The following is a 22,553-nucleotide window of genomic DNA, read 5'->3' as shown; positions in this document are numbered from 1 at the left end:
GCCTGCCCGCGGCCGTCCGTCGCCCGCGCGGAGGACGCCGGCGGCTATCCCTCGCCCGCGCGCAGGACCTCGCCCAGCCGCCGGCGGCGTCGCAGCGCCGACTCGATCGGCACCACCGCGGTGACCGCCGCCGTCAGCGCGAGGGCCAGCAGGCCGAGCCGCCACCAAGGCGGCGCCGGGGCCGGGTCGGTGGCCTGGCCGGTGACCAGCCGCAGCGCCAGCGGGCCGGCCGCGAGACGCGCGACCAGCAGCCCGAGCAACGGGCCGGTCACGGCGGCGACCACCACCGGCGGCAGCAGTTCGCCCGCGGCGACCCAGCGGGCGTCCCGCGGCCGCAGACCGAGCGTCCGCAACCGGGTCAGGGTCTGCCACCGATCAGGCGCGCTCGCGGCGGCGCCGAGGGCCAGCGCCAGCAACCCGAGGGCGAGCAGGGTCGCGGCCGAGGCCCACGCCGACCACAGCAGGCCCGAGGTCAGCGGCGCCGCGCGGCGCGCGCGCTCCACCTCCGCGCGCACCACGGCCTTGGCCGCGACGGCGCCGGTGGCCACCGCCCGCGCCGCCCCGGGGCCGTTCACCCAGATCGTGTTCGGCACCGACGGCATCCCCGCGGCGGCGAGGGCTCCCGCGTCCACGATGACCACGTCGTCGGCGTCGCCGGCGGGGGGCGCCGTGCCGACCGCGGTGAGCCGGACGGCCGGGGCGGCGTCCCTGAGCAGGTCCAGCCGCATTCCGGGACGCAGGCCGCCGTCGCCCGAGCGCACCAGCGCGGGGACGCCCGCGTGACCCGGCGCCGTGAGCCGGGAGAGCTGCGAAGCGTCGTCCCGCAGCGGGGTCGCGGCCAGCAGCCGCTGGAAGGCGGAGGCGTCCACGACGACCAGGCGCGGCAGGACGATCTCGGAGTCGGCGGAGACGCGCGTCGTGTCGTCCACCCGCCCGGCGACGGCCTGCCGCACCCCCGGCGCGGCGGCGACGCGCCGGACCAGCGCGGGCGTGGAGGCCGCGGCGGAGGAGGAGACGTCGAGGCGGGCGTCGGCGCCCACGGTGCGCCACGCCCCGTCCGTCAGGCTCTGGGAGGCGGTGGCCTCCAGGATGAGCGCGAACGACGCCAGGGCCGTGGAGGTCACCAGCACCAGCAGCGGCAGCAGGCGCGCGGACGCCGCGGCGGCCCGCGCGGCGCCGAACACCGCCAGCGGGCGGCGCGAGCGCAGCGCCCGGTTGAGCGCGAAGCGCGTCCCGGCGGGCAGCAGCCGCAGCAGCAGAAGTGTGACGGCGATTATCCCAAGGGCGGGCGCGCTCGCGGGCAGCGCGAGCCCACCGTCTGAGGCCGACCCGGCGCCGGCCGCGGCACCGGCCGTGTCACCGGCAGGGACGATTCCGCGCTGGTACAGCGCGACGAAGGCGGCGGCCGCGGCGGTCACCACCGCGGCCTCGAAGGTGGCGCGGCGCAGCAGGCCGGTGCGGCGGACCCAGAGGCGCGCGGCCCGGTTGGCCGGGACGCGCCGATCGCGGGTGGCCCGGGCGGCGGCGAGCGTGCCGAACGCCGGGCCGGCGGCGGCAGCGGCCAGGACGACGGGGACCGCCCACCCCCAGGAGGCATCGCGGGCGATCGCGTGTGCCAGGGCGAGCCCGGCCGCGACGGCCGCCAGCGCCACGACCGCGGACTCCAGCAGCAGTTCGGCGCACAGGACCGGCAGGGCCGCCCCCCGTCGCCGCGCGGCGGCCAGCGCCGGGGCGCGGCGGCGGGCCAGCAGGTCGGCGGCGAGCAGCAGGACCAGGATCGCGGCGGCCACGACCCCGGTGAGCAGGACCGACGCCTGCGCGAACGAGGCGTTCACCTGGGTCTGGACCTTCCACAGCACGGCGTCGAGCCGCGTCTCCCATTTCAGCGAGACGTCGCGGGCCCCTGAGGAGCCGGAGGCGGCCTTCAGGGCGACCACGGAGGCCGCGATCGGCTCGGTGGAGTCCCAGGAGAACTTCGGCGCGTCCGGGGTGAACCGGACGGCGCGCTGCAACTGGTCCTGGTCCAGGGCGAGGCGGGCGTCGGGCAGCGAGGTGGGGGACAGCAGCCCGGCGAGCCGGGTCGTGCCGATGCCGTCCGCGCCGGCCACGGGGCGCAGCAGCCACGGGAAGCGCGCCCAGGCGGGATCGGCGGCGTCGGCCGGGCGGAAGACGCCGCTGACCCGCACGTCCTTGACCAGGCCGTTTTCGTCCGCGAGCGGGATGCGCGTGCCGGGCCGCGCCTTGAGCGCCGCGGCGTCGGCCTCCGACAGACCGACCTGCACCGGCCACGGCGGCGAGTCGTAGCCCACCTCGGTGTAGTCGCCCCAACGGGTGGACGGCTCGGGCGCGCGGCCCGCGATCCAGGTCACGCGCGGCCCGCCGTCCTCGCCGTCGCCCGCGGCGAGGTAGGCGAGCTGGAAGGTGCGCAGCACGCTGCCATCGGTGATCTTCAGTGGCGTGCTGGCGACGGTCGCCAGGGGCGGGCGCAGCGCGGCGCGCAGGCGAGGAGTCAGCGCGTCGGCGGCCCGGTCGCGGAAGTCGCCGACGTCCTCGGCGAGCCGGGGAAGGCGGACCCGGCCGCCGTTCGGGCCGCCGTCGTCCTCCCAGCGGGCCCGCACCACCAGGTCGTCGTCGGCGTCGCGGCCGACCGCGTCCCGGACGGCGGCGTCGGCGGTGGCGCGCAGCAGCGGTGGCACGGCGCCGGCGAGCAGGGTGACGACCACCACGACGGCGGCGGCCAGCAGCAGGGGACCGGCGTCGGCGAGGGCACGGCCGCGGACGCTGGGCCAGTGCAGGCCCGGCGGCCACCAGCGGGCGGCGCGCCGCCGCGCGGGCGGCGCGTCCGGCGGCCGCTGCGCGGTGCGGCCGGTCACGACGCCACCCGCAGGTGGGCGGCGTCGGCGCGCCGGGCCTGCACGGTGACCACGACGGTCACCGCGAGCGCACACAGGGCCGGCAGCAGGGCGAGCAGGGCCGCCTCGGCGGGCCACGGCCAGCTCGGCAGGGCGTCCGGGACGGGCGCGGCGCCGGTGTCGGAGCGGATGAGCAGAGGTGCGACGGCGTGGGTGGCGAGCGCGCCGACGGCCCCGCCGGCCGCGATCAGGGGCAGCAGGACGCCGACGTGCTGGCCGAGCAGCATGGTGCGGATCTCGCGCCGCACCATGCCGATGCCCCGCAGCCGCGCCACCTCCACGGCGCGGACCTGCAGGTCGCAGGTCACGTGCAGGACGACGCCGACGAGCAGCAGCAGGCCCGAGGCCAAAACCAGCAGCCGGAGCGCGGCCGGCACTCCGGCGCGCAGCGGGCCGCCGGCCAGGCGGGCGGTCTCGGCGGCGCGGGTGGTGACGGTGCCGAGGTTCAGGGCGGAGGCGCGCGCGGCGGCGTCGCCGTGGGTGGGGCGGCCCACCCACCAGGCGTTCACCGGGGATACCAGGTCGCCGCCGACCACCAGGGCGCGGGAGAGGGCGTCCAGGTCGGCCAGGATGGCGGCGGCCCCTGGGGCGGAAGGAACGGTGGGCAGCACCTCGGTGACGCGGATCGGGACGGCCGTGGTGCCGATGGTGAGGCTGAGCCGTGAGCCGGGCCGGGCTCCGGCCTCCCCGGCGAAGCGTCCCGAGACGGCCACGGGCACCGGCCCAGGGGCCGGGAAGGCGGTGGCCACCAGCGTCCGGGCCGCCTCCGGCGGCCCTCGGAAGGTGACGGTCGTCGTCATCGTCAGCCGGGCGCCCTCGGAGGTGGCGGTGAGGGCGGCGGCCGGGTTGCCGAGCTGCCCGGGAATGGGCTCGGCGGAGGTGGCGGTCCAGGACGACCTGGCGGCCGCGCCGGCGGAGGACGCGTCCCCCGGCATCGTGAGCGTCACGGCGACGCGGCTCTCGCCGGGCGGGGGCTCGACCGCGTAGCCGAAGGCGCTGATGCCGCCCGGCCCGTCCTGGCCGGGCGTGAACGGAAGCGACACCGCGACCAGCCGCTGCCCTGCGGCCGTCGCGCAGGGGGGCAGCGGGTGCGCACGGCCGTCGAGCGGGACGGGGGCGCCGGTGCAGGGAGTGCGCAGCCCCGTGGCGTCCTGCAACAGCACCCAGGGCGTCACGCTCAGCCGGGCTCCGCCGCTCGCCGTCCCGGTGAGGGTGAACCGCGCGCCGGCCGGGACGGGGACGCCGGCGGCCCGCTCCCGCGGCGCGAGGGCGGCGCCCACCTCCCGCCAGCTCCGGCCGTCGTCGAGCCGGCCGCGCAGCAGGGCCTCGGCGCGGGTGGTGTCCACGGCGACCAGCCGCAACGCGTCCCCGGCGTTGCCCAGCCACTGCCCGACCGCCACCCCGCGGTCGGTGACCGGGCTCACCGTTCCCGCGGTGGCCGCGGCGACGGCGGCGCCCTGCCCGGCGGCCGGCGGGGCGGTGAGCGCGAGGGCGAGGTCCGTGCCGACGGACAGGTCGGCCTGGTCGTGCTGCGAGCGCTGCCAGGTGGCCTCGAAGGCCGTGCCGAAGGTGCCGGCCGCGCAGGCCAGGCCCACCAGCAGGCCCGCGGCCACCGCCTGCGGCCGCCTGGCGGCCTCGAAGGCGGCCAGCGGGACCACCAGCCCGCGGGCCCGCCGCGCCAGCCGGTCGGCGACCCGCAGGGCGGGCAGCGCCAGGCGCAGCGCCAGCGCGGCGCCCGCGGTGAGAAGCAGCGCCGGAGCGAGCACGCGGACCGCGTCGGCGCGGGGATCGGAGCCGGCCGGCTGGGAGTGCAGCTGCCACCAGCCCGCGGCGGCGAACGCCACGAGCGCCAGGTCGGCGCCGGAGCGGGCCAGCAGCTCCCGCCGGTGGCGGCCCTCGCCGGCCGCGGCGGCGGGCCGGAGCGCGGGGACGACGAGCATCACCGCGAGCGCCAGCGTGCCGCCGGTAACGGCGAGCACCTGTGCGCCGGTCACGTCCACGGAGGCGGCGAGCCCCGCGCCCGCCATCGGCGGCAGGTGGGTCAGGCCGGCGTGCAGCGCGGAGGAGGCGGGGACCGCGAGCGCGACGGCGAGGACGGTCAGCGCGCCGGCCTCGGCGGCCGCGACGCCGGCGAGCCGGCCGCGACCGGCGCCGAGGGCGGACAGCAGGGCGGTCTCGCCGGCGCGCACGCCGGCGGTGAGCCGGCCGGCCAGGGCGAGGGCGGCCGCGGTCAGGGCGATGGCGAGGACGGCGACGGCGAGCACGGTGGCCGCGGTGACCTGCTGCTGCTCCCGCGCTGCCCGCAGGGTCAACGGCAGCCGGGAGGCGACGCGCTCGATCTGCACCCGGTCACCGAGGACGCGCCCCAGCCGGCGGTCGGCCCCGAGCACGGATCCGGCGACGGTGTCCAGGTCGCGGCTGGTGGGCGCGGACAGGTCGGGGTGGGCGGTGATCTCCAGCCGGTCGATCGTCGAGCCGCCGGCGAGCAGGTCGGCCAGGTCGACGACGAACGGCCCGTAGGCGTGGACCGGCTGCTGGGAGCGGCCGTCGTTGTAGGCGAGGTCGTAGCCGGCGGCGGCGAGCGGATCGCGCTCCCAGCCGGCGCCCGGCCGCGGGCGCACGACGCCGACGACGCTCACCTCGACCGGCGGGGCGGAGTCGCTGGACAGCTCGGCGCCGAGGCGGACGCGGCTGCCGAGGGCGAGGCCGAGCAGCCGCGCGGTCGGCTCGAACACCACGGCCTCGAGAGGCGCCGCCGGAGCCGCGGCGCCGGCCGCGGGCCGCGGCCAGCGGCCGTCGACCAATTCGGCCTGGGCCGGCAGGCGCTCCACACCCGACAGATAGCCCTCGGCCGGTACGCCGTTCCGCCCGCCGCCCGCCGGCGCGAGCGAGCGCATCACCGAGGACGCGCGCGCCGCCGTCGTCGCGGCGAACGGGGTGAGCGCCGAGGTGAGCACACCCCGGGTGTCGTCGGCGACCGACCGCGCGTCCGGGCCGCGGACGGTGACGGCGTAGGCCGTGACCTGGACCTCGTCGGGGGCGGCGCGGGAGGCGGCGACCTCCAGCGCCTGTTCGGCGGTGCGGGTGACCAGCAGGGCGCACGTGCCGAGCACGGTGGGGCCGATCATGACGACCGCCAGCAGCGCCGCCAGCAGGGGCCACTGCGCCCGGGCCCGCGGGAGGAGCATCCTCAACACGGGCGGCTCACGACCACCGCGCCGGTCCGGCCGACGATCTCGCCCGCGCCGAGCCGGACGGCCGGCGACCCCGCCGCGTCCCCGGCGGTGGAGGGCTCAATCGCGACGGCCCGCGCGATGGCGGTCACGAGGCCTCCCGCTCGTCGAGGCGGCCGTCGTTGATGCGCATCACTCTGTCCGCGAGCGCGATCATCGTCGGATCGTGGGTGGACACCAGCGCCGTGACGCCCTCGGACTCCACGACCCCGCGCAGGAGCGCCATCACCGACAGGCCGGTCTCGGCGTCCAGTTGCCCGGTCGGCTCGTCGGCGATCAGCAGTCGCGGCGAGGCGGCCAGGGCGCGGGCGATCGCCACCCGTTGCCGCTGGCCGCCGGACAGCTCGTCCGGACGCTGCTGGGCGTGGCCGGCCAGGCCCACCAGCTCCAGCAACAGCTCGACGCGGCGCTCGCGCTCCGCCGGGGCGACGCGGGCCAGCCGCAACGGGGCGCCGATGTTCTCCGCCGCCGACAGCACCGGGATCAGGCCGAACGTCTGGAACACGTAGGCGACCTTCTCGCGCCGTAACAGCGACAGGCCGTCCTCGTCCAGGGCGGTGACCTCGGCGCCGTCGACCAGGACGGTGCCGGCGTCCGGGCGGTCCAGGCCGCCGATGACGTTGAGCAGGGTGGTCTTGCCGCTGCCCGAGCGGCCGATGAGGGCGGCCATGGTGCCTGGGGCCAGGTCGAACGACACCTCGCGCAGGGCGTGGACGGCGGCCGGCCCGGTGCCGAAGCGCCGGTGGACGCCGCGCACCGACAGCAGCGGCCCGGCGCCGGGAACGGCGCTCACGCGTCCGCGCCGAGGTCGGGGTGGATCGCGACGTGGTCGGCCTCCAGCGCGAGCCGGACCCGTCTGGTCAGCGCCAGCGCCTCGCGGTAGTCGCGCGGCACCTGCACCCGCCCGGCGCGGTCCATCACCGCGTACTCCTCGGCGATCACCCGCGTGCCGCCGTCGGTGCCGGTGGCCGTGCGGCGCAGCACCTCGCTGCTGGTGCGCCCGTCGCGGATCGCCACGGTGCGCTCGACCTGGCCGCTGACCTCGGGATCGTGGGTCACGATGACGACGGTGACCCCGAGCCGCCGGTTGACGTCCCGCAGCGTCGCGAAGACCTCGGCGGAGGTGGCGGTGTCCAGCTCGCCGGTCGGTTCGTCGGCCAGCAGGACGCGGGGCCGGTTGGCGAGGGCCACCGCGATGGCGACCCGCATCTGCTGCCCGCCGGACATCTGCGCGGGACGCCGGTCGGCGCAGCCGGCGACGCCGAGGGCTTCCAGCAGTTCGGCGGCGCGGGCGCGCCGGGCCCTGGCCGGCGTGCGGGCCGCGGTCATCGGCAGGTCGACCATCTGCCGCGCGGTCAGGTAGGGGATGAGGTTGGCGGCCGTCTGCTGCCGGACGAATCCCACGGTGTGCCGCCGGTAGCGCACGCGGTCGGCACGGGACATCGCCAGCAGATTCCACCGGTCGACGCGCGCCCGGCCGGCGGTGGGGGCGTCGATGCCGGCGAGGATGGACAGCAACGTCGACTTGCCCGACCCGGACGCCCCGACGACGGCGATCATCTCGCCCTCCTCCACGGCCAGGTCGAGCCCCTGCAGCGCCTGCACCTCGACCGACCCCGACTGGTAGATGCGCACCAGGCTCTCGCAGACGATCAGCGCGTCCTGCCCGTACTCCGGCGCGCGCGCGGGCGGCTGCGGCAGGGACAGCGGCGTGATAGGCATTCCCGCTCCTTCGGCCCGGCGTCGCGCTGACTCCGGCCAGACTCTATAGCCTCCGCCCTCCCGGCCGTCAGCCGCCGGAGGGGCGCGGGGCCTCCGGCGCCCGGAGCATGGAGCGACCGGTGGCATGGCCGGCGTCGCCGCGAGGACGGCCGGCGGCCGGTCGATGGTTTCGCGCCGCGGGGCCCGCGCCCGCCCCCGCGCCGGTGGGGGCGGGGGCGAGGCGGGACGCGGGGTGGGCTCAGGTGCGGGTCCAGCGTTGGTTGGCGCCGCCGTTGCAGTCCCAGATCACGAGTTTCGTGCCGTTGGCGGACGCGTTGTCGGGCACGTCCAGGCACTTGTTCGCGCCGACGGCGGTGATGGTGCCGTCGGAGTTGAACCGCCACTGCTGGTTGTTCTGCCCGTTGCAGTCCCAGATGACCACCGGGGAGCGGTTGGCCGTGGCCCGGTTGGACACATCCAGGCACTTGCCGCCGTACACCCGCAGCTCACCGGAGGCGGTCGGCGTCCACTGCTGGTTGGCCTGCCCGTTGCAGTCCCAGATCTGGGCCGCGGACCCGTTGGTCTGGGACGCGCCCGAAACGTCGAGGCACCGGCCCGAGCTCACGCTCTTGATCGCCCCCGCGCCGGTGGTCGGCGTCGGCGTCGGCGTCGCGGTCGGCGTCGCGCTCGGGGTCGGGGAGGGCGTGCTCCCGCCGCCGGTGACGGTGATCAGGACCGCCTCACGCGCGGGGACGGTGACGGTGTAGGAACCGGTGAAGGTGCCCGCGTCGGTCGCCGTCCACAGGTTGCGCACGGTGGCCGCGCCGGTGAGGCCGAGATCGGACCAGCGGGCGGTGATGGAGGCGGCGGAGGTGGTGCGGTTGAGCAGCAGCACCGCCCGCCGTCCGGTGCCCGACAGGACCTTGCTGTACACCTGGCGCCCGGTCTGGTCCTCGGCCACCTTCACGCCCTGCCGGCCGAGCGCGTCCTGGTCGACGGCCAGCACCTCCCGGTTGGTCAGGATGGCCCTGGTCTCGGCGCTCATCGTGGCGAGGTTGTTGCCGGCCAGCAGCGGCGCGCCAGAGATCGCCCACAGCCCCATGTGGGTGCGGTTCTGGGCGGCCGTGAAGCTCGGCATGCCGACGATGAGCATGTCGGGGTCGTTGTAGCGGCCGGGGCTCTGGGCGCTCGGGTGCTGGGCGGAGTCGAAGTTGGCCAGCACGCGGTCCATCGACGCGCTCTGCCCCCAGTAGATGATGTCGCCGCTGGTGCGCCACATCGTGGACATGGCGGGCGCCCAGTTCCACGGGCTCTGGTTGCCCCAGTTGCAGACCGACAGCACCATCGGCCGGCCGGTCTGCGCGGTGGCCCTGCCGATCGCGTCGCTGATGGCCTGGTAGGTGCGCTGGGAGTCCAGGCCCTCGGCGTTGCCGCCGCACCAGTCGACCTTGACGAAGTCGAAGCCCCACTGGGAGAACGCCAGGAAGTCCTGGTCGTAATGGCCCTCGCTGCCGCTGCCCGGCGCCGCCGGACGCCCGGTGGGGTAGTAGTAGCCGCACCCGTCGCGGCCGGCGTCGGTGTAGATGCCGGCCTTGAGACCCTTGCTGTGGATGTAGTCGGCGATCGCCTTCATCCCGCCGGGCCACTCATTGGTGTCCACGGTGATGTTGCCCGAGCCGTCCCGGGTGCCCTGCCACCAGCCCTCGTCGATGTTGACGTACTGGTAGCCGGCGTCCTTCATCCCCGAGGACACCATGGCGTCCGTCTGCGCCTTGATCACGTTGTAGTTGATCTGGGCCGCGAAGGTGTTCCAGGATGCCCAGCCCATCGGCGGCGTCGTCACCGGGGACGCGGCGGCGGCCGCTCCCGCCTGCGCTGCGTCCGTGGTGTCCGCCCTTCCCGTGGTGTGCGCCGTGTCGGCGAGCGCCCATCCGGCCGATGCCACCGTGAGGATGGCCAGATGCGCGGCGACCAGCAGCCGCAGCCCGAGGCGGGCCGGGCGGAACCGGACGCTCGTGATGGCGGCGCGGGACGGTGGCCGTGCGGCTCTGCGTAGTCGCATCCGTAGCTCCTTCGGGTACCAGGCTCCGCCGGGGGCCGGCCGACGCTGTTAGCGCTAACAATTCCGCCGCCGGATCTCCGGGCGAGATGGGGATGGGGAGCCTCGCCGTGGAGGTGGTGGCGGCTGCGCGAGCAAATACGACGGGGCCCGATCTCGTCAACACCCCGGTCCCGGCCGTTTCCGGCGCCGTCCGCCGGCCGTCGCGCGTCATCTGCGCGGACGACGCACGGCCGCACCGCGCGCCCGGGGCGCGGTGATGAAACGTTCACACCGGCGCCCGCCGCCGGACGGCGGGGCACGGCCGGCGCGGCTCCGCCGGAGATCCTCCGGCGGAGCCGCCGGCCGCGGGATGCCGATCCCCGGCCGTGCCGGTGCCGCTCGTTCCGCTCGGTTCGCGGCGTCCCGGCCCGCCTCAGACGGTGATGCTCCACGTGTCGAGGTAGCCGGTGTCGAGCCGGTAGTCGTCGGTCACCTGCAGCGTCCAGGTCCCCGCGGCCGTCTGGCTGACCGGGACCGAGTAGGTCCGGGTGCCGTAGGAGGTGCAGGACGTGCCGCCGCTGCTGTCGATGGTGTAGTACGTCCCGTTCGGGCCGCGCAGGCGGATCCGCAGGTCCTCGGCGCAGGTGTGCGAGATCGTCACCCTGACCTGGACCGGCGAGACGGCACCGCCGGTCGCGGTCGAGGTGACCGGGCTGTTGATCGTCGACAGGTCGTTGATGGTGTAGTCGGCGTCGTTGGTGAAGGTCCGGCTCCCGCTCGTGCCGCTGACCGTGAGCGTCCACGTCGTGGTGCGGGTGGCGGTCTCACCGGTGCCGGTGACGGTGATGGCGTAGGTGCCGCTCGGCGTCGAGGACGAGGTGGCGAGCGTGAGCGTCGAGGAGCCGCCGGAGGTCACCGAGGCCGGGCCGAAGGTGGCCGTGGCGCCGCCCGGCAGCCCGGACGCCGTCAGGTTCACCGTCTGGGCGGTGCCCGACGTCGTGGTGGTGCTGATCGTGGTCGTGGCCGTCTGGCCCGCCTGCACCGAACCCGAGGCGGGGGCGGCGCCGATCGAGAAGTCCCTGCCGGTGGAGGTGCCCACGGCCTGGGTCCAGATCGCGTACGCCAGGGCGTCGCCGGCCCGGTCCAGGATGGTGTCGTTGATGTTGGCCGTGGTGTCGCACGAACGGTGGTAGCAGGAGTCGTACGCCCGTCCGGATGTGCCGCCCCACTTGGCCGCCTGCGCCGAGGTCTTGGTGGCGCCGGCGCCGGCCGCGACGCCGGAGGTGGCGATGCCCGCGTTGCGGAAGGAGGCGTCGTCGGAGCGGTTGGCGCCCTCGGTGTTCTCCTCCGGCGCGAGGCCCAGGTTGGTGTAGAACGCGCGCAGGTCGGCGGCGGCCGCGGTGGTGATGTTGTTGATGAAGTACCCGCCGTTGGGCGAGCCGACCATGTCGAAGTTGAGGTACTGCTTGATCTTCGAGCGATCGGCCGAGCTCAGCGAGGTGACGTAGGCGCGCGAGCCGAGCAGGCCCTGCTCCTCGTCGCTCCACCAGCCGAACCGCACATGCTTGCTCATCGACGGGCGCTGCGCGGCCAGGGTCAGCGCGACCTCCAGGAGCATCGACGACCCCGAGCCGTTGTCGTTGATGCCGGGACCGGCCGAGACGCTGTCCAGATGGGCGCCGGACATGATGACCTGGCTCTCGTCCCCGCCGGGCCAGTCGGCGATCAGGTCGGGCCCCGCGCCGCTGGTACAGCCCGGGGTGCAGGTCACGCGCCGGGTCGTGTAGCCGGCGGCCTGCAGTCGCTGCTCGACGTAGGCGACCGACGCGGTGTAGCCCGGACCGGTCGACCTGCGGGTGCCGCCGTTGGCGTCGGCGATGCTCTGCAACTGGCTCAGATGGGCCTTGATGTTCTGCAGGCTGACGTCGGGAGGCGCCAGGGCGGTGACGGGGGCGCTCGCGGGTGCGCCGTTCCGGGTGCTTCCCGGTGGCGCCTGGGCGGTCGCGGGGGTCGTGGACGACAGCAGGCCGATCAGGGCCATGGCGACGATCGCCGTGAGCGCAGCGGTGCGCCTCATGCGGATCTTCCTTTCTCGGCGTCCCACGGCCGCGCCCGCGCCGTGGACGCGGGCAGCGCTCATCGCGCCGTCACGGACAGCGGAAACGGCGCGGAGGTGGAACTGGGGGTGGGAAAAGGAATGCTCACACGCCGGATGGGCCGGGTGCGCCGGACACGCCGGTCGGTGGCCGAGACTCCCGCGGCGCCGGCACTCCCCGGGCGCGGAGTGAGGTTGTACCGCCGGTACGGCTACGACGTTGCACGACGCTCCTGACCTCCGAGGGGCGGTTCTCCTTGTGCGCGACGGTAGAACCCCGCCACCGAGCCGTACATACGTAGCGACGTCCGTACATATACGGAAAAAGCCCGACCGGGGGGTGCCCGGTCGGGCGCGGCCGCCGGCCACGGCCCGCCCCCGGGTGTCCGGTGGTGGCGGGCCGTGCCGGGCTCAGCGGTAGCCGGCGGCGACGATGTTGGCGTGCACGGCGTTCTCGGCGGCGTCGGAGGGATAGCCCGCGACCATCGCCCCCTCGTAGAACGTCCCCACGCTCTGGTTCCTGTTGTCGATGCAGCAGTCACCGCCGCTGCCGAGGATGATCGCCCCCTGCTTCTTCATCGGGCTGTATCCCCTGGGCAGCGAGCCGTCCCACAGGGTGGTCAGGCCGCCGGACTGCGCGTTGCCGCCCTTGATGGCGAAGCGGGAGGTGCCGTTGTTCTTCAGCGTCGCGGTGACGAACTTGCTGGTGAAGGCCCGCTGGTTGGGGTTCCAGGAGCTGCTTCCCCCGGGGTAGAGCCCGTATTCGAGGTCGGCCTGCACCCAGGGGCCCGAGCCGGAGCAGCCGCCGAACCAGCAGCTGGTGCCGAAGTAGATCGCGTCCATGGCGCCGGCGCCGTCGGCCCTCCTGGTCGTCTCGCTGTTGCCGTAGTCGAAGCAGCATCCGCTGTTGACGTGCGTGCCGCTGGTCACCATGTACATGCCCTCGGGCGCGCTGCCGGTGGGGATGCCGGTGGTGTGGCCGTCCCGCCAGTAGCTGCTCGACCCGGGGATGAAGAGCGAGTAGGCCTTGCTGTTGCCGACCGTCAGCGACTCCTTGGTCGCGCTCGCGGGGGAGACGGCGCCGCCGACGCCGCCGGACCCCTGGTAGCCGAGGTTGTTCCCGCGTCCGGACTGGTCGAAGATGATGGTGACGACGCACGAGGTGCCCGCGCAGAAGGAGTCCTGGGACGCGGCGTTGGCGACGCCGCCCGTGCTCAGCACGCCGATGTTGCGGGTGGTGTTGTCCGACGAGCGCCTGACCTGGTACAGGCTCCCGCTGTAGGAGCGGTAGAGCGCCCGCGTCATGCTGTGCGCGGCCACACACGGCGTACCGCCCGCGGCGTAGATGTCACACGGCAGATCCGAAGCCTGCGGCGTCGGAGTGGGCGTGGGAGTGGGCGTCGGGGTCGGGGTCGGGTTGGGCGTGGGCGTCACCGTCGGCGTGGGAGTGGGCGTCGGCGAGCCGGTCACGCCGCCGGTGCAGGTCGTGCCGTTGAGCGCGAAGCTCGCCGGCACCGGGTTGCTGCCGCTCCAGGTGCCGTTGAAGCCGAAGCTCGTGTTCGCGCCGGTGCCCAGCGACCCGTTGTAGGAGGCGTTGGTCACGGTGACCTGGGCGCCCGACTGCGCGGCCGAGCCGTTCCACAGCTGGCTGATGGTCTGCCCCGCCCCGAACGTCCAGGTCAGGCGCCAGCCGTTGATCGGGTCGCCGAGGTTGGTGATGGTGACGTTCGCCCCGAAACCGTCCTGCCACTGGTTGGTCACCGCGTAGTCCACGCGGCATCCCGCCGCGGCTTGGACGGCGGGCGCGGTCAGCGCGCCGACGGCGCTGATCGCCAGGGCGACCCCGGCTGCCAGCCAGAGCCGTACGCGGGGAATCTTCATGCGTGCTCCCAAGGATGCGTTCTACGAGAAAGGGTGGCTGTTAGCGTTCACATGCGAGCGACGACGCCACGCGGCCTGGGAGGAAGGTGCGGCCGCCGGGCGCACGGCGATGCTCGAAGAACCATCTTGTGAGCGTTAACAGCGCAGTCGCCGCGCTGATCCTTCTCTGTCGACGGTGCTTACGGTGATGCGGCGGAGCAAATACGACGCCGTCCGGGGTCGTCAAGCCGCGGGTCCGGGGCCTCGGGCCGCCGGGCGCGGTCCATGGCCGTCTGGCTGGGCGAGGAAGCACCGCCTCACCTGCACCGTACTGAAACTTTCAGCTCCCCCGTCCCGACGGAGGAGGGGATGCCCGGCCTATCGAACGTAACCGCTACGGGGCACGCGGTCCCCGCAGCCCACGGCTCTCCGCCGCTGGGCGCGGCCCGAAACGTTCGGGGTGCCGCCCTGCCACGTTGCCCCGGGGGGCACCGCGTGATCCTCCGCCGGGCAGGGGTGGCCGGGGGTGTCACACGGTGCGGAGGAAGTCCTCGAGGGCCTGGTGGTAGGTGGCGGGGCGTTCCATGTTGGGGTAGTGGGCGGCTCCGTCGATGGAGACGGCGCGGCCGTCGGCGACGGCGCCGGCCAGGCGTACGGCCATGGCGATGTGGTCGGGGGAGTCGGCGGCGCCGTTGATCGCCAGCACCGGCACGTCGATCTCGGCGACCCGCTGCCAGGTGTCGCGCACCGGCACGAGCAGGTGGGGTTCGCCGGCGGCGTGCTTGGACATGGTGCTCCTGGCCATCCGGCGCAGCCGGCTCACGACCCGCGGATCGAGATCGGCGAGCGTGCGGTGCGGGCCCGCGGCGAAGGCCATGAACCCCTCGACCGAGGCGTCCAGGTCGCCGGCGGCCATCGCCGCGTGCCACGCGGTCATGGCCTGGACGGTCCAGGGGTCGGTGAAGTACGGCTCGCTGGTCCCGGCTCCGGTGACGACCACGGCGCCGACCAGGTCCGGGTGCTCCAGCGCGGTGTCGACGGCGAGCCCCGCCCCCATGGAGACGCCCACCAGGACCGCCGGGCCGGTGCCCAGGTGGCGCAGCAGCGCGGCGAGGTCGTCGGTGGGCCGGTACGGCTCGGTGGCGTTGGCGGAGCGGCCATGGCCCCGTGCGTCGGGAGCGATGACGCGGTACCGGGAGGCGAGGACCGGAATCTGGTCGTCCCACATGCCGTGGTCCACGTAGCCGCCGTGGAGCAGGACGAGGGGTCGGCCGGTGCCGGTGTCGAGCCAGAACACGTCATTCATGACACCTAGGGTGTCATCTTTGCCGCGCCATGACAACCTAGGTGTCATTGTGGTGCGGAAGGATGACACCCAAGGCGTCATGATGGTGGAGTGAGCGAAACAGGTCGCGACCCGGCGGCCGATGAGTCGGCGGACGGGCTGGCCGGGCGGCTCGTCGAGGTGTTCGACCTGATCGGACCGCTGTACCGGCGGGCCTATCGCAAGGTGGAGCAGGATGCGTCCATCGAAGGCCTGCCGGTCGGCGTGCGGGCCGTGCTCACCCTGCTCCATGAGCACGGGCCCATGACGGTTCCGCAGATGGGCCGGGCGCTTGCGCTGAGCCGCCAGTTCGTCCAGCGGACGATCAACGATGCGGCCGCGCGGGATCTCGCCGAGCCGATCCCCAACCCGGCGCACAGGAGGTCCTCCCTCATCCGGCTGACCGATGATGGCCGGGCCGCCATCGCCGCGGTGACCGGCCGCGAGCAGGCGGTGCTGCGCCAGGTCGCGGGCGACGTGACCGGCGCCGACGTCGACGCCTGCGTCCGCGTGCTGTCGCGCCTGCTCCGGCATCTCGACGACGTCGACGTGGACTGAGCCGGCACAGGGGCGGCCGGACGCGACCGGACGAAGGACGGGGTGAGCGGGGTGGAGGACGGGCACGGGGATGAGCGGTCGGTCACGCGTGGTGACGGCACGGGGTGGTGGACGGGTACGGGTGGGGGAGGGACGCGGGTGGAGGCCGGGCCGCCGGCCTCCACTCCGCTACGGCCGGCCCGTCACGCCGGGGCGTCCGGGACGCCGGGGGAGGGGGCGCGCCACATGGGGTACATGAGCGGGCCGTCCGGCAGGCGCAGGGGTTCGGGCAGGTCCGCGTAGCCGTGGCGCAGGTAGAGCCGGCGGCTCGCCTCGCTGCTGGCCTCCAGGTAGGCCGGCATCCCCTCGGCGTCGAGCAGCCGGTGGTGCTCGCGCAGCAGCAGGCTGCCGAGGCCGCGGCCGGTACGTCCCGGGACCAGCGCGATGAACGCCAGGTAGTGGTGCGGCTCGTGCGGATGGAGCTTGTCCATCAGCTCGCCGAGGACGCCGAACCGCCCGGCGTGCTCCCCGGCGAAGGAGGCGATGGCCTCGTCCTGGCCGGGGATGTCGGGGAACGGCGCGGTGAACCAGACCGCGACCCCGGCGAGCTCGCCCGACTCGTGGACCCCGTAGATGCGGCCGTGGGCGAGCGCGTGCTCGGCGTGCATGGTGAAGAACCGCCGCTGGATCGGCAGCCGGTCGGGCGGCGAGGGGATGAGCCAGCGGGAGATCGCGTCGCCGCTGAACGTGCCGGCGATGATCTCGCCGGCCCGCGCCGCGTCCGTCAGGCGGGTGATCTCGGCCGTCACTTGGCGCTCCCGCCGACGGCCTGGGCGCCGAGGCCGATGTTGGCGTACACCCCCGGCCGGGTGGCCTTCAGCACGCGGCCCCACACCAGGCCGAAGACGATGGCGACGACGAAGATGCCGGGCAGGATCCAGCGGATGACCGAGTCCGGCGCCACCCCGAGCACCGTGTCGAAGTTGATCAGCGTCATCCCGATGATCACGCACAGGGCCAGCGTGGCCAGGGCCGGGGCGATCCGCGTGCGCCACGCCGTCTCCCGCGAGGGGTTCTTGGCGAAGAAGACGATCACCGCGATCGAGGTGACGGTCAGCAGGGTCAGCAGGCCGAGGCCGCCGAACGCGCCGAAGGTGAAGAACAGCTTCGTGACCGGGTCCAGGCCGCTGACCGCGTAGATGACGATCACGATCAGCCCGAGCGCCGTCTGCAGGATCGACCCGGCCAGCGGGGCGGCGGTGCGGGCCGAGGTGCGCCCGAACACCGAGGGGATGACGTTCTCGCGGCCCAGGGCGAAGATGTAGCGGGCCGTGGTGTTGTGGAAGGCGATCATGCACGCGATGCTGCTGGTCACGAACAGCACCGAGCCGATCGTCGCGACGGTCCCGCCCATGTGCGCGGCCGCCTGGCCGAAGATCAGCGTGGGCCCCTGCTCGGTCGCCGCCTTGACGATCCCGTCCGGCCCGGTCGGCACCGTCTGCGCCCAGGCGGAGATCGAGTACAGCACCGCGATGATCCCGATGCCGAGGTAGGTGGCGAGGGGCACGGTCCTGTCGCGGTCCTTGGACTCCTCGGCGAAGACCACCGAGGACTCGATGCCGGCGAACCCGGCGACGACGGTGGCCAGCGCGGCGCCCACGCCGGGCACGAACAGCGAGCCGGGGGTGAACCCGTCGAAGGTGACGCCGGCCGGCCCCGCGTGTAACACGTCGGCGACGTCGAACACCAGGACGACGGTGATCTCGCTGATCAGCAGGACCGACAGGATCTTGCCGTTGACCTCCACGCGGAGCAGGCCGGCCAGCCCGGTCAGCGCCCACGCCACCAGTCCGATCACCCACCACGCGGGCGAGGCGCCGAACCAGTCGCGCAGCAGCGGCTCGGCGGCCGAGCCGATGATGCCGTACAGGCCGAGCTGCAGCGCGTTGTAGGCCAGCAGCGCCACCCACGCGGTCGCCACCCCCTGCGTGCGGCCGAGCCCCTGCGCGGCGTAGGCGTAGAAGGCGCCCGCGTTCACCACGTGCCTGGCCATGGTCACGTACCCGACGGCGAAGAGCGCGAAGACCGCGCCCAGCAGCAGGAACGCGAACGGCACGCCGAGGACGCCCGTCACCGCGTAGGCCGTCGGGACCGAGCCCGCGACGACCATCAGCGGCGCGGCCGCGGAGATGACGAAGAACACGACCGACGGGACGCCGAGCCGGTCCTTGGCCAGCGCGGCGGACACGACGCTGGGGCGTTGCTCTGTGAGGGACATTCGCGACTCCGTGAGATGGGGAAGGGGGTCACCGGCGGCTGATGACGGCCTGGCCGACGACGACCTCGGTCTGGACGATGAGCCTCTGCAGCGGTGGGGAGAGCGTGGCGAGCATGGCGGTGACGAACGCGGGGTCGTGGTCCCACAGCGCCCGCTTGGCGCCGCCGGTGGCGGCGAAGAGCCCGTAGAGGACGCGGTCCCTGATGGAGGGCGGTTCGCGCCGCTGGACGGCGAGGTTGAGGCGGGCGAGCGGCCACGCGGCGGCGTTCACGTCCGCGGGCGCCGCGGGCTGCTTCTTCAGCAGGTGCCGCGCCGGCGGGTTGAGGAGCTTCGCGGCGATCATCCGGTTGGTGACGTCGGTGTAGATGGTGGAGGCGAAGAAGACGAGCCAGGTGGTCACCGGATGCTGCGGCTCTTCGATGATGTGGCGCAGCACCTTGTGCGTGAGCGGATCGCTGGTGGCGTGCCGCGCGGTCGCGTAGAGGCGGTCCTGGCCGGACGCCAGGTCGAGGGTGACCCGCTCGGCCAGCATCAACTCGCCGACCACGGCGCCCGCGAGCGCCAGGCTCGCGAGGCGAGGATGCAGCCGTGGACGGCCCGTCACGTCGTCGTGCATGACGAAGAACAGATCGTGCGCCAACGATGGGCGGGAAAAGTCACCATCAACCACGATCGGTGATGATATAGGCGATCTGTTGTATCTGTCGTCGATGAATAGCCGGAAATCCGCGATGAGCGGCATGCCGCAGATCCCATAATCAGGAGATATGTGGCAGAGGTTCCGCTTTGACGTCAATGTATGGTATCCCGATTTGCGAGAAAGGTGACATATCTGGAATGACGGGGGTGGATGTCCGGGTTGACCTTTGGGGATGGGCGGGCGAGCCGATCCGCGTCGCCGCTCGTGGACGCGGCGTGGAGCACGCCGCGACGGCGCGCTTGCGGATTCCGGTTCACCGAATCGGGGTTTCGGTCCCGGTCAATTCCAGGGTCCGCCGTCGTGCGAATGGCGGACGAGACGTCCGTCGCCGCGGCTCCACGAGGCCGGCCGGGAAACGACCGCCGCGATTTACCGGCATAACGTGATAGCGGCGGAGCCCGGCCCATCAAACCGAATGCCGCTCACCCGCTCACCGCTCGTCACCCGCTCACCCGGTCACCTCACCCGCTCACCGCTCGTCACCCGCTCACCCGGTCACACGGTCACCTCACCCGCTCACCGCTCACCCGCTCGACGGCGCCCGCGCCCGCGGAGGAGGTGCGCGGCTCCGGCGGGTGCGCCACCGGTCGCGCCGGGGCAGAGTAGGCGTGTGAGCAAGGTCCTCTACGTCATCGTGTGCGCCGCCGGTCCGGCCGCGGACGCCGGCGAGCTGGTCTCTCTCGGCCAGGACGCCGGCTGGGTCGTCCAGGTCGTCGCCACTCCGTCCGCGCTCGACTTCATCGACGTGCCGGCCCTGGAGAGGCGGACCGGGCGGCCGGTCCGCAGCCGGTACCGCAAGCCGTACGAGCCCAAGCCGCCACGGGCCGACGCGATCATCGTGGCCCCCGCCACCTACAACACGATCAACAAGTTCGCCCAGGGCATCGCCGACACCTACGCCCTCGGCCTGCTGGCCGAGGCGCCCGGCCTCGGCATCCCGGTCGTCGTGCTGCCGTTCGTGAACAGCGCGCTGGCCGGCCGGGCCCCCTTCCGCGACAGCGTCGGGCGTCTGCGCGCCGAGGGCGTCCAGGTCCTCATCGGCGCCGGAGCGTTCGTGCCGCACGACCCGAGCGCCGTCCACACCGGCGCCTATCCCTGGCACCTGGCCCTCGCCGCCCTTCCGGCACCCGCGCGGGACTGATCCGGCGCGCCCTCCGGCCGCCGGTGAGGTGCGGACGCGGCGGAAGGCCGGCCGCGACGAGGAGGCGGGGAGGTCACGACCTGGGACGACGTATAGTCCGCTGGTGAGCGGTTACGAACTGGCGGAGTTCCTGCGGGCGCGCCGCGCACGGCTGAACCCCGCCGACGTCGGCATGCCCGGCGCGGGGCCGCGGCGGGTCGCAGGGCTGCGGCGCGAGGAGGTCGCCGTCCTCGCCGGGGTCAGCGCCGACTACTACACCCGCCTGGAACAGGGCCGGGAGCGCAACCCCTCGGCGCAGGTCGTGGACGCCCTCGCCCGGGCCCTGCGCCTGCACGCCGACGCCCGCTGGCACGCCTACCGGCTGGCCGGCCTGGTGCCCAGAGACCTCCGCTCAGAGCAGGCCGACCAGGTCGACCCGGCGCTGCTCCGCCTGATGGACGGCTTCCCCACGGCCGTCGCGTACGTGGTCAACCGGCGCCTTGAGGTCCTGGCCGCCAACGCGCCGGCCCGTGCCCTGACCGCCCCCCTCGGCGAACCGCGCGACATGGTGCGCGCGCTGTTCCTCGACCCGGCGGCGCGGCGGCTGTTCGCGGAATGGCCGGCCGTCGCGCGGGACACGGTGGGGGCGCTGCGGCTGGCCGCGGGACTCGACCCGGACGACACCCGGCTCGCCGCGACGGTGGAGGAGCTGACCGCCGCGAGCGAGCACTTCGCGCGGATGTGGCGCGAGCACGCCGTCAGCGGCCTCGCCGGCACCTCCAAGCTCTTCCACCATCCGGACGCGGGCCGCTTCCGGCTCGGCTACCAGACCTTCGACGTGCGCGGCGCCCCCGGCCAGCAGCTCTTGGTCGGCACCGCCGAGCCGGGCACCCCGGACGCCGGGTCGCTCGCCCTGCTCGCATCCCTGCACCCCGTGGGCGAGGGCCGGGAAGCGCGCCGCGAAGGCGGCTGACGGCTCCCCACGACCGGGCCCTCTCCGCCCGGGTTCCCGCGCCACGGCCCCGTCACCCGGACGCAGGCGCTCGTCGCCCGGATGCCGCGGGCCTGTCGTGCGGAGGCCGCGGGCCCGTTGTTCGGGGCTGCTCGGGAGGGCCGTTCAGTACAGGGTTCCCATGGCGGCCCGCACCTCCCTCAAGGTCGTCTCGGCGATGGCGCTCGCCCGCTCGCCGCCTTCGCGCAGCACCCGGCGGACGTGGCCGCGGTCCTCGGCGTACATCGCGCGGCGGGCGCGCATCGGCGCCAGGTGCTCGTTGACCGCTTCGGTGGCCGCCGCCTTGAGCGCCGATGCACCGGCGCCGCCGATGTCGTCGGCCACCTGGCGCGGGTCGCGGCCCAGGCACAGCGCGGTCAGCAACACGAGGCTTGAGACCTCGGGCCGCGTCTCGGGGTCGTAGGTGATGTGCCGCTCCGCGTCGGTCCTCGCGCCCCGGATCAGCCGCGCGGTCTCGTCGGCGCCGGCCGCCAGCGCGATGGCGTTGCCACGGCTCTTGCTCATCTTGGCGCCGTCGGTGCCGAGCAGCAGCGGAGCCGCCGAGAGCAGGGCCTCCGGCTCGGGAAGCACCGCCCTGCCGCCGCCGTAGCGGTGGTTCAGCCTCCGGGCGACGACCCGGCTCAGCTCGAGGTGCGGAAGCTGGTCCTGTCCGACCGGGACGAGATTGGCCTTGCAGAACAGGATGTCGGCGGCCTGGTGGGCGGGATAGGTGAACATCAGCCCGCTGACCGCCGACCGGCGCGAATGGGCGATCTCGTCCTTGACCGTCGGGTTGCGGCCGAGCTCCGCGACCGAGACCAGGCTCAGGAACGGCAGGAGCAACTGGTTGAGCGCGGGGACCGCGCTGTGGGCGAAGATCGTGCTGCGGGCCGGGTCGACGCCGACGGCCAGGTAGTCCAGCACGAGCTCCTCCACGTGCTCGGCGAGCCGGTCGGCGACGTCGCGGTCGGTCAGCACCTGGTAGTCGGCGACGACGACGAACAGCTCGACGCCGAGGTTCTGCAGGCGGACGCGGTTGTGGAGGGTGCCGAAGTAGTGGCCGAGGTGCAGCCGGCCGGTCGGACGGTCGCCGGTCGAGATCCGGAACCCGCGCGGGTCCCGCCGGATCAGCTCCTCCAGCTCGGCGCTGCGCAGCCGGGCGGCCCGCACGCCGAGCACGTCCGAGGGCGCACGCCCTTCTGACGCGGCCCCGGACGCGGTCCCGGACGGGGGCTCGGACGGGGGCTCGAACGTGGAGGCGGGCCCGGACGCGAACGGGATTGCGGACGCGAGCGCGGAGGCGGATGTGGACCCGGACGTGGACCTGGACGTGGACTTGGACGCGGACCCGGACGCGGGCGCGATGAAGGGCCGGGGCGAACGGATCGGGTCGGTGGTGCCGGTCATGGTGTGGCTCCCTGGTGGGCGAGGTGGGTGGGATGGCCCGCCGGCCGCCGGGACGGCCCCCTTGCCGGGTGGTTCAGGGAGAACACCAGAAAGGGCCGTCCGTCAGAACGGCCCTGCGCGTGCGAGAGAGGTGGCCGCTCCTACGAGGAGCGCCACCAGCTCACGCACTGCGGACGATGCATGGGATCAGTCTAGGCCACCCGGTCCCGCCAGCCCAGGGTCCGTCCCGCGCGGCCCCGCTACTGGAGTGGCCCACCAAGGCCGCCACCCCGCAAGCAGCCGGGGCGGCCGACCGCGGTTCCCCACCTCGTAAGTACTGGGGGTGGCCGACCGAGGTCGCCCACCCCGCTAGCA

General features: G+C 74.5%; 16 protein-coding genes. 3 read left to right on the top strand and 13 right to left on the bottom strand.

The annotated features are described in order from the left end of the window. Positions 1–44: 44 nt before the first annotated feature. The 9 genes from ABZT47_RS34635 to ABZT47_RS34595 all read right to left on the bottom strand — a co-directional run bounded on the left by ABZT47_RS34635 (position 45) and on the right by ABZT47_RS34595 (position 15,148). A complete protein-coding gene (locus ABZT47_RS34635; RefSeq protein ID WP_354851832.1) occupies positions 45–2,873 on the bottom strand; it encodes an FtsX-like permease family protein in 2,829 nt (942 codons plus the stop codon). Continuing rightward, the gene (locus ABZT47_RS34630) at positions 2,870–6,100 is read right to left on the bottom strand and encodes a permease (protein WP_354851830.1); all 3,231 of its coding nucleotides are present in this window, start codon (positions 6,098–6,100) and stop codon (positions 2,870–2,872) included. The genes ABZT47_RS34635 and ABZT47_RS34630 overlap by 4 nt, the downstream gene beginning before the upstream one ends. Before the next feature lie 2 nt (positions 6,101–6,102). Continuing rightward, a complete protein-coding gene (locus tag ABZT47_RS34625; RefSeq protein WP_354851828.1) occupies positions 6,103–6,237 on the bottom strand; it encodes a hypothetical protein in 135 nt (44 codons plus the stop codon). Then, positions 6,234–6,938 (bottom strand): ABC transporter ATP-binding protein, encoded by a 705-nt coding sequence (locus ABZT47_RS34620; RefSeq protein WP_354851827.1) that lies wholly within the window; start codon positions 6,936–6,938, stop codon positions 6,234–6,236. The genes ABZT47_RS34625 and ABZT47_RS34620 overlap by 4 nt, the downstream gene beginning before the upstream one ends. Further along, a complete protein-coding gene (locus ABZT47_RS34615; RefSeq protein WP_354851825.1) occupies positions 6,935–7,867 on the bottom strand; it encodes an ABC transporter ATP-binding protein in 933 nt (310 codons plus the stop codon). The genes ABZT47_RS34620 and ABZT47_RS34615 overlap by 4 nt, the downstream gene beginning before the upstream one ends. Positions 7,868–8,105: 238 nt before the next feature. Continuing rightward, entirely contained in the window at positions 8,106–9,908 is a 1,803-nt protein-coding gene (locus ABZT47_RS34610; protein ID WP_354851823.1) for a lectin, read from the bottom strand. Between the two features lie 412 nt (positions 9,909–10,320). Next, positions 10,321–11,964: a M28 family peptidase gene (locus ABZT47_RS34605; protein WP_354851821.1), complete on the bottom strand. Its 1,644-nt coding sequence runs from the start codon at positions 11,962–11,964 to the stop codon at positions 10,321–10,323. A 429-nt stretch (positions 11,965–12,393) separates the two neighbouring features. Next, the gene (locus ABZT47_RS34600; protein WP_354851819.1) at positions 12,394–13,863 is read right to left on the bottom strand and encodes an arabinofuranosidase catalytic domain-containing protein; all 1,470 of its coding nucleotides are present in this window, start codon (positions 13,861–13,863) and stop codon (positions 12,394–12,396) included. A gap of 508 nt (positions 13,864–14,371) precedes the next feature. Continuing rightward, positions 14,372–15,148, bottom strand: coding sequence for an alpha/beta hydrolase (locus tag ABZT47_RS34595; protein ID WP_354851817.1), 777 nt, complete (start codon positions 15,146–15,148; stop codon positions 14,372–14,374). Between the two features lie 90 nt (positions 15,149–15,238). Between ABZT47_RS34595 and ABZT47_RS34590 the strand changes: the two genes are divergently transcribed. Beyond that, positions 15,239–15,724: a MarR family winged helix-turn-helix transcriptional regulator gene (locus ABZT47_RS34590; RefSeq protein ID WP_354851815.1), complete on the top strand. Its 486-nt coding sequence runs from the start codon at positions 15,239–15,241 to the stop codon at positions 15,722–15,724. A 182-nt stretch (positions 15,725–15,906) separates the two neighbouring features. Here the strand turns inward: ABZT47_RS34590 and ABZT47_RS34585 are convergent, their stop codons facing one another. Genes ABZT47_RS34585 through ABZT47_RS34575 form a run of 3 tightly spaced genes read right to left on the bottom strand, consistent with a single transcriptional unit; the run spans position 15,907 to position 18,621 of the window. After that, positions 15,907–16,512 (bottom strand): GNAT family N-acetyltransferase, encoded by a 606-nt coding sequence (locus ABZT47_RS34585; RefSeq protein WP_354851813.1) that lies wholly within the window; start codon positions 16,510–16,512, stop codon positions 15,907–15,909. After that, entirely contained in the window at positions 16,509–17,981 is a 1,473-nt protein-coding gene (locus ABZT47_RS34580) for an APC family permease (RefSeq protein WP_354851811.1), read from the bottom strand. Before ABZT47_RS34580 ends, ABZT47_RS34585 begins: the two co-directional genes overlap by 4 nt. Positions 17,982–18,009: 28 nt before the next feature. After that, positions 18,010–18,621 carry a GPP34 family phosphoprotein gene (locus tag ABZT47_RS34575; RefSeq protein WP_354851810.1) on the bottom strand — a complete coding sequence of 204 codons (612 nt, stop codon included), beginning with the start codon at positions 18,619–18,621 and terminating at the stop codon, positions 18,010–18,012. A 670-nt stretch (positions 18,622–19,291) separates the two neighbouring features. Between ABZT47_RS34575 and ABZT47_RS34570 the strand changes: the two genes are divergently transcribed. Further along, positions 19,292–19,822, top strand: coding sequence for a flavoprotein (locus ABZT47_RS34570; protein ID WP_354851808.1), 531 nt, complete (start codon positions 19,292–19,294; stop codon positions 19,820–19,822). Between the two features lie 103 nt (positions 19,823–19,925). Continuing rightward, entirely contained in the window at positions 19,926–20,774 is an 849-nt protein-coding gene (locus ABZT47_RS34565; RefSeq protein WP_354851806.1) for a helix-turn-helix transcriptional regulator, read from the top strand. A 144-nt stretch (positions 20,775–20,918) separates the two neighbouring features. Here the strand turns inward: ABZT47_RS34565 and trpS are convergent, their stop codons facing one another. After that, positions 20,919–22,199 carry a tryptophan--tRNA ligase gene (gene trpS / locus ABZT47_RS34560; protein ID WP_354851804.1) on the bottom strand — a complete coding sequence of 427 codons (1,281 nt, stop codon included), beginning with the start codon at positions 22,197–22,199 and terminating at the stop codon, positions 20,919–20,921. Between the last annotated feature and the right edge of the window lie 354 nt (positions 22,200–22,553).

The sequence above is a fragment of the Sphaerisporangium sp. NPDC005289 genome, assembly GCF_040607455.1.
GTDB lineage: Bacteria > Actinomycetota > Actinomycetes > Streptosporangiales > Streptosporangiaceae > Sphaerisporangium > Sphaerisporangium rhizosphaerae.
Note: the sequence above shows the minus strand (reverse complement) of the source record. Positions and strands in the feature narration are given on the sequence as shown.

Bases quoted from the DNA above. Each gene is read 5' to 3' on its own strand.
- ABZT47_RS34630 (WP_354851830.1), bottom strand. From the start codon at position 6,100: ATGCTCCTCCCGCGGGCCCGGGCGCAGTGGCCCCTGCTGGCGGCGCTG.
- ABZT47_RS34615 (WP_354851825.1), bottom strand. From the start codon at position 7,867: ATGCCTATCACGCCGCTGTCCCTGCCGCAGCCGCCCGCGCGCGCGCCG.
- ABZT47_RS34610 (WP_354851823.1), bottom strand. From the start codon at position 9,908: ATGCGACTACGCAGAGCCGCACGGCCACCGTCCCGCGCCGCCATCACG.
- ABZT47_RS34605 (WP_354851821.1), bottom strand. From the start codon at position 11,964: ATGAGGCGCACCGCTGCGCTCACGGCGATCGTCGCCATGGCCCTGATC.
- ABZT47_RS34600 (WP_354851819.1), bottom strand. From the start codon at position 13,863: ATGAAGATTCCCCGCGTACGGCTCTGGCTGGCAGCCGGGGTCGCCCTG.
- ABZT47_RS34595 (WP_354851817.1), bottom strand. From the start codon at position 15,148: ATGAATGACGTGTTCTGGCTCGACACCGGCACCGGCCGACCCCTCGTC.
- ABZT47_RS34580 (WP_354851811.1), bottom strand. From the start codon at position 17,981: ATGTCCCTCACAGAGCAACGCCCCAGCGTCGTGTCCGCCGCGCTGGCC.
- trpS (WP_354851804.1), bottom strand. From the start codon at position 22,199: ATGACCGGCACCACCGACCCGATCCGTTCGCCCCGGCCCTTCATCGCG.